The sequence below is a fragment of the Psychrobacter okhotskensis genome, from assembly GCF_013248965.1.
Lineage (GTDB): Bacteria > Pseudomonadota > Gammaproteobacteria > Pseudomonadales > Moraxellaceae > Psychrobacter > Psychrobacter okhotskensis.
In genome coordinates this window covers 1-5524 of record NZ_JABRVQ010000049.1, presented here as the reverse complement: position 1 = coordinate 5524, position 5524 = coordinate 1, and the positions used below count along the sequence as shown (strand labels likewise).

At 40.3% G+C, this 5524-nt stretch carries 6 protein-coding genes; 1 reads left to right on the top strand and 5 read right to left on the bottom strand.

Features of this window, described 5'->3' with window-relative positions:
* Positions 1 to 944 (bottom strand): MobA/MobL family protein (locus HQR03_RS13890; RefSeq protein WP_173240622.1); only part of this gene is annotated, 944 nt, incomplete at its 3' end.
* A 239-nt stretch (positions 945 to 1183) separates the two neighbouring features.
* Here HQR03_RS13890 and HQR03_RS13885 point away from each other — a divergent pair.
* Positions 1184 to 1621 carry a hypothetical protein gene (locus HQR03_RS13885; protein ID WP_173240620.1) on the top strand — a complete coding sequence of 146 codons (438 nt, stop codon included), beginning with the start codon at positions 1184 to 1186 and terminating at the stop codon, positions 1619 to 1621.
* An 87-nt stretch (positions 1622 to 1708) separates the two neighbouring features.
* Here HQR03_RS13885 and HQR03_RS13880 read toward each other — a convergent pair whose 3' ends face one another.
* From HQR03_RS13880 to HQR03_RS13865, 4 genes are all read right to left on the bottom strand, one after another.
* A complete protein-coding gene (locus tag HQR03_RS13880; protein ID WP_173240618.1) occupies positions 1709 to 2626 on the bottom strand; it encodes a hypothetical protein in 918 nt (305 codons plus the stop codon).
* A 75-nt stretch (positions 2627 to 2701) separates the two neighbouring features.
* Positions 2702 to 3352, bottom strand: coding sequence for a hypothetical protein (locus tag HQR03_RS13875; RefSeq protein ID WP_173240616.1), 651 nt, complete (start codon positions 3350 to 3352; stop codon positions 2702 to 2704).
* Positions 3353 to 3586: 234 nt separating this feature from the next.
* Positions 3587 to 4507 (bottom strand): replication initiation protein, encoded by a 921-nt coding sequence (locus tag HQR03_RS13870; protein WP_173240614.1) that lies wholly within the window; start codon positions 4505 to 4507, stop codon positions 3587 to 3589.
* A gap of 309 nt (positions 4508 to 4816) precedes the next feature.
* The coding region (locus HQR03_RS13865) for a hypothetical protein (RefSeq protein ID WP_217271612.1) at positions 4817 to 5524 on the bottom strand (708 nt) is incomplete at its 5' end.

Below are 5524 nucleotides of genomic sequence, written 5' to 3'. Positions count from 1 at the left end.
GCTTCCTGCTGTGCTTGAGCCTGACGCTCTGCTTCTCTCTTAGCTTCCTGCTGTGCTTGAGCTTGACGCTCTGCTTCTCTCTTAGCTTCCTGCTGTGCTTGAGCTTGACGCTCTGCTTCGTGCTTTTGCGCTAACTGGTGCTTGATTTCATCCTCTAAGTTATCATCATAAAATTCCATCCAAACATCCAGTTCAGCCATAAAATCATCGTTTTTTGCTGCTAGCAATTCTCGGTATGCTTCCTTGATTTCAGGCTGTTTGAGCTGTGCCATTGTTAGATTTAGCGGCTCTCTCTCTATGCCTTGCTCTTTCAAAGACTTCATGCTGATACGCTCCGAATGAAATCCTCGCTCCAAGTGGGCGTTACAGATTTTCTCCCATCGGTCACGCATCGCTTTTAGTTCCTCTTTGCGCTCTGCTGACATCTTAGGCGTATTCGCTTTTTTCGCTCCGCCTTTTTCAGGATTTTTGCTGTTGTAGCGTTTAAAATATTGGTCAGGGTCACGCTCGATGCCGTCTATGGTGCGTTCACTAAACATGATATGAGCATGGGGCTGTTCGTCACCGTCTAAGGCTGGTGGGTTGTGAATAGCATATTGGTAGGCGTGTTTTTCGCCTATTTCTTGGGCTATCCAGTCTTTGATTAGATCGTGGCGTTCATTTACGTATAACTCTCTAGGCAAGGCTATAACGTGTTCACGGTAGGTACTGCCATTTTTTCTTTCGTGTTCATCTGCCATTTGCCAAAAATAATTAGGGTTATGCTCTGCCCATTTGGGCATATTGCCATGACCTCTATATTCCAATTCCTCTTTACCTTTATAATTTAGGTCTTCCTTGTCTTTCATTAATTTTGCATATTTTCCCTCTCTAGCGATATATTTAGCGTGAGGACTTGCCTTACCTTTTTTGCCAATTCCTACACTTAATCTACCGATAGCCATTACTTCACCTCTTGTCTTTTTTTGGGGTTGTTAGGGGGTCGCCCCTGACTGGGGATTTCAAAGGGGTTAGACCCTTGACACGCTAGTTTCTCATTATGTACCGATAGGGAAATAATGAGAAACTACTAAGCGTACCTTGTTTCCTCAACAAGGCTAACAACCACCGCAATTATGCAAACATACTGACTAATGATAAACTTAACCTGACGGCAAAACAATCAACAAAAAAAGGATTAGAAATGGCAACTGTAGATGAAAATTATCTTGATGATTTAGTACAACGCTTCAAAGGATTTAAGTCGCCCAATGATACACAAAAACTTATAATTCTACTGGGCGAGAAAGACAATAGAAACGATGATGATAACCGCAAGCTATCCGTATTACTCAAGGCTGAAAAGAAAGCAGACCAGTTAGTCAAAGCTAGAGCTGATGCGAGGCGATTAATTGATGCGGATAAGTCAAAAGCTCGTAAGGCTGAAGCAAGACGAAAAATTATTTGGCAAAGTGCTTTCGAAGCAATGGCTAAAGATAGTATGCAAGCAAAGCGTGATTTGAACCAACTCAAAGCAGAGGCTTATGAGAAAGGATATGTTTCAGAAAGAGATAAAGAAGCTGTTAAAAATGATTTAATCCATCAATCAGTAGATACGAATAACGCAGAATTAGACTTTTAGTTAGGCATATAATTAAGGCTAGGTCTTTGAATATCTGCACTCGCAGACCTAGCTTTTTAATATTTAATTATTTGGGTGACTTGTTAGCTATTTCTTTTTTACGCTATCTAATTCATCAAGAAATGCCGTTACTAATTCCCCTGATACAAATACAACTTTAGATTGTTTCCCAGAAAGTTTCAGCTCAAATCCAGTAGTATTTTTTCTCAAAAAACCCTCATCCACTGTAACACCAAGAGTTTCTTTCAGCATACAACCTAGACCTAGACTTTTACCTGAACAATCAGCTTCTTTATCTATAGAGGTTACTTCATGGGTAGTACCACTCTTATCTTTAGCAGTTTCAATAAAGCCCCACTTATCAAGGAAGGATACTTTCATATATACCTGAATAACTGATGGGGTATCTTCTTTAGAATCAAGATACGCTCTAATCATTTGGTCTTTAAAAAAGTCTGTTTTTATTTCATATTGCTTATCAAACTCATCATATGTAGTAGTGGATTTAATCTTTGCTGGTTGTAATGATTTGCCCAAAAAAGCGAGGAAATCTTGCGTATTATTAGCACTACCATCTGTCTTTTGGAAATTAGAGTCAAAAGACTTTTGATTGCCGTTTGGTATATGGTAATACTTAACGCAATCAGATGTTAACAGTTCAATATTAAGATTTTGATCGAGCGTATATGCTTTGCCATCATTTACAACCTCTTTATAACGTTTAGACGCTCGTCTACCCGTATAAACAGAACTCTCAGCAGTTACATAATCTGTGCTTAAAACCTTGAAAGGATTGTCTTTTAGAGATTGATATTTTCTTTCGTTGCGCTGTCCAAAGCCAAACTTATCTTTATCTGGATTGACCATAAAATCAAGCAGTACATATGGCTTAACTTTATCTGTAATTCTGTATTCCGTTCCTGATAAAGCATCGTAATTACATTCATTAGCATAAGCTGCGATAGGTGCTAAAAACGTTAAAGCAATGATAGCTAGTTTTTTCATTATTACTGTCCCCTTTTTAAATAGTTAAAAACACACTCTAATCACTTAAAATTTATTTTTAGTGATAGTTATTTATTATTTAGCCTTAGCTTCATATTCCAGCAACTTACCATCAAAGTCATACACACACGTACCACTATGAATCAACTCCGCACCGAATGAATTTGTTGCGTAAAAATCAAAATTCACTCCAAGAATCTCTTTTTCAGCATCCCTTATAAACTTCACCGTTCGTATACTGCTGTTGAAGCTCTTTGGTGATTTAAGACTGTTTTGTATAAGTATTTGACAGTGAGTATAGATATCCGTACGACTCCAACCATTAGAAAGAATTGGACGAGTTGAGCTGTTATCTATCAATGTCGATTGGCGCTGGACATCCTCTTTCGCAAGTTCGGCTTCCTTAGCGGCAGCTTTCTCAGATTTTTCGGCTTCTTTAGCAGCTTTCTCAGCCGCTTTACGTTCTTTTCGACTAGGTTCTTTCTGAGCAGGTTCAGCCGCCACCACACGATCGCCTTGAACTTCACTGCCCTCGGGACTAGCTCCTTCAACTAACATGACAACACCAAGGAACCAAAGAACTGCGAATACCACAATAGACTGGACACGACTCCATCTACCCATACTATTCTTTTTTGTACGGATACTAAAAGTTTTAGGCTTAAACAAAGAATATAAAAAAACCAATGGAAGGATAAATATAATAAAAAAACCAATAACAGCCATATAGAAGCCCACGCGCATCATGTAGAAAATAAAAAGCGAACAAACTGTAACAGTTCAGAAGCAGCCATGATACCAACAAAAGTAAGTTTAAGATTAGAAAACTGATTAAGTTTTATTTTTTGAACTAGCCTAAGCAAAAGGTTACTGTTTAGAATAGCTTAATAGGACAACTCAAAAAAAAAGCCCCCTAACGGGGGGTTAACTGATATGGCTTATCTGGTCTCATTTTTTTTACTAAACTTTATCCTGTTTTTGCCGTCTGTAATACGTAGCCCTACTAATACCTATCTCTTTCCAAGGCTTTGTAGTACGTTCTGAAGTTGGTATAGGCTTTCGCTTGCTAATCTTGCCACCCTTCGCTCCTCTTACCGCCTGTAACGCGCCAAATTCACGTTTAAAGCGTTCTCCTGTGCAATACTCTGCAATGCTCCTTGATATTGATTTAAGCTCGTTATACGGCAGCTGAGGGCTATATTGTACGTTGCATTCCTCACACCAAGATAAGCACTGCTCATATACCTGCGTGTAATTGCAACTAAACGCTATTGAATACGCTAGTTTGCGTACAGTGTGGAATATTGCGTCATTTCTTCCGTAAAATTCATCGTTGTGGGCTTGGGCGGGCTTATCCGTAGGCAAGTCTAAGTATTCAGCTAAGTCATTCAACGTGTATGGCTCTGCACCTGTGTAATACACTTCATGGGCTGAATTTAGAGCGTTTTTGGCAAGGTAACCAGTAAATGCTTTATCACCGCCTAAAACATCATTGAGGGCATATTCCACAGCGTTTAGTAGATTAATAGGGGCTTGCTTTGAGTTTTTGAAGAAAGTTATGGGGTGTTTGAGCCTATAGATATACTGGCAATGACCGTTCGATCGGTTTTTTAAGACAAATTGAGGTCGTGGTATTCCTGCATCATGGTAAGCAAATATTGAGCCGTCATAATCGAGGTCAATAACTATGAATGTGGTTACCTTAGGCGTGTTATAGCCCACGTATGCGCTTTGTGTGGCTCGTTTGGGGGTTTTGCGCCTAAAGTCCGTATTATGCTTGTATGGACTACAGCGTAGTGTTTTGGGTAGGTCTTGATATAATTGGGCTAGGGGCGGTACTTGTTCCCACTGATCGGGATTGACCTGTTTTAGATGTTCCATATTCTCACGCTTGTTTTAGCGTGATACCGTGATATAATGGCTCTTACCAAGGAAGTCATTATATCTGTATCACGCACAGATTGATTTCTAAAACCCTCAACGCCTGCAAGCGTTGGGGGTTTTGTTTTTTTGTTAGTTTAACCTTTTGTTTTACTTTGTGCAAAGCCTTGTATATCAAGGGATGAAGTAGGTACTACCTAAGTAACCCATATTACTATATAACTTCAAGGTCGAGAGTTAGCCAAGATCAAGCGGGGCTTTTTCCGCTTATCCTGGCTAACTCTGACTCAACAACCGCTAGGGCGTTAGTTATCTGACGATGCCCCTATCTTGGTCAATGCTCTTATTGGGCGTTCTGACTTGATACTGCTCTCGTGTGTTATAGGTGTTGCCGTTGTTCTCAAGGTAGTATGATTTTCCTTGCTCAATGCCTGACATAGCAGGATGATAAACAATGCCGTTTCTTGTCTGCTGTACTATGCCGTTTTCATCGGCTCGTAGTATCTTACCTGTATATGCTTCGCCTTGTTGAGCATGGAAGTCTGCCCCATGCTGTTTTGCTTTTTCGTCTTTTGCTGCCCTCTTGAACTCTTGCAGTATCTCGATAGCTTGTTGTGCTTTGGCATGATATGACGGTTCGGTCTTGGCTATGTATTTTTTAGCTTGTTCTCGGTGTTCATCAGTCACGCCTTTATCGTTCAGGCTGTTATATTTGTCTTTGACTGCAACATACGCATTTAGGGCGTTTTGCTTGTCCTTTGCCCATTTTTCTTTGCCTATCCACGGCTTGTTATCTCGCAACTTCTCAAACTTGGCTAGTAGGGGTGCGCCCTCGTTTCTTAACCCTTGTAGTTGACTGTCTAAAATAGCTTCGGCTGTCGTTTCGGTTCTCTCAGCATAATTAGAAAATATTTTATTATTCTCTTTGAACACATTACGCTCCGCTTCCCTCTTGGCTTCCTGCTGTGCTTGAGCCTGACGCTCTGCTTCTCTCTTAGCTTCCTGCTGTGCTTGAGC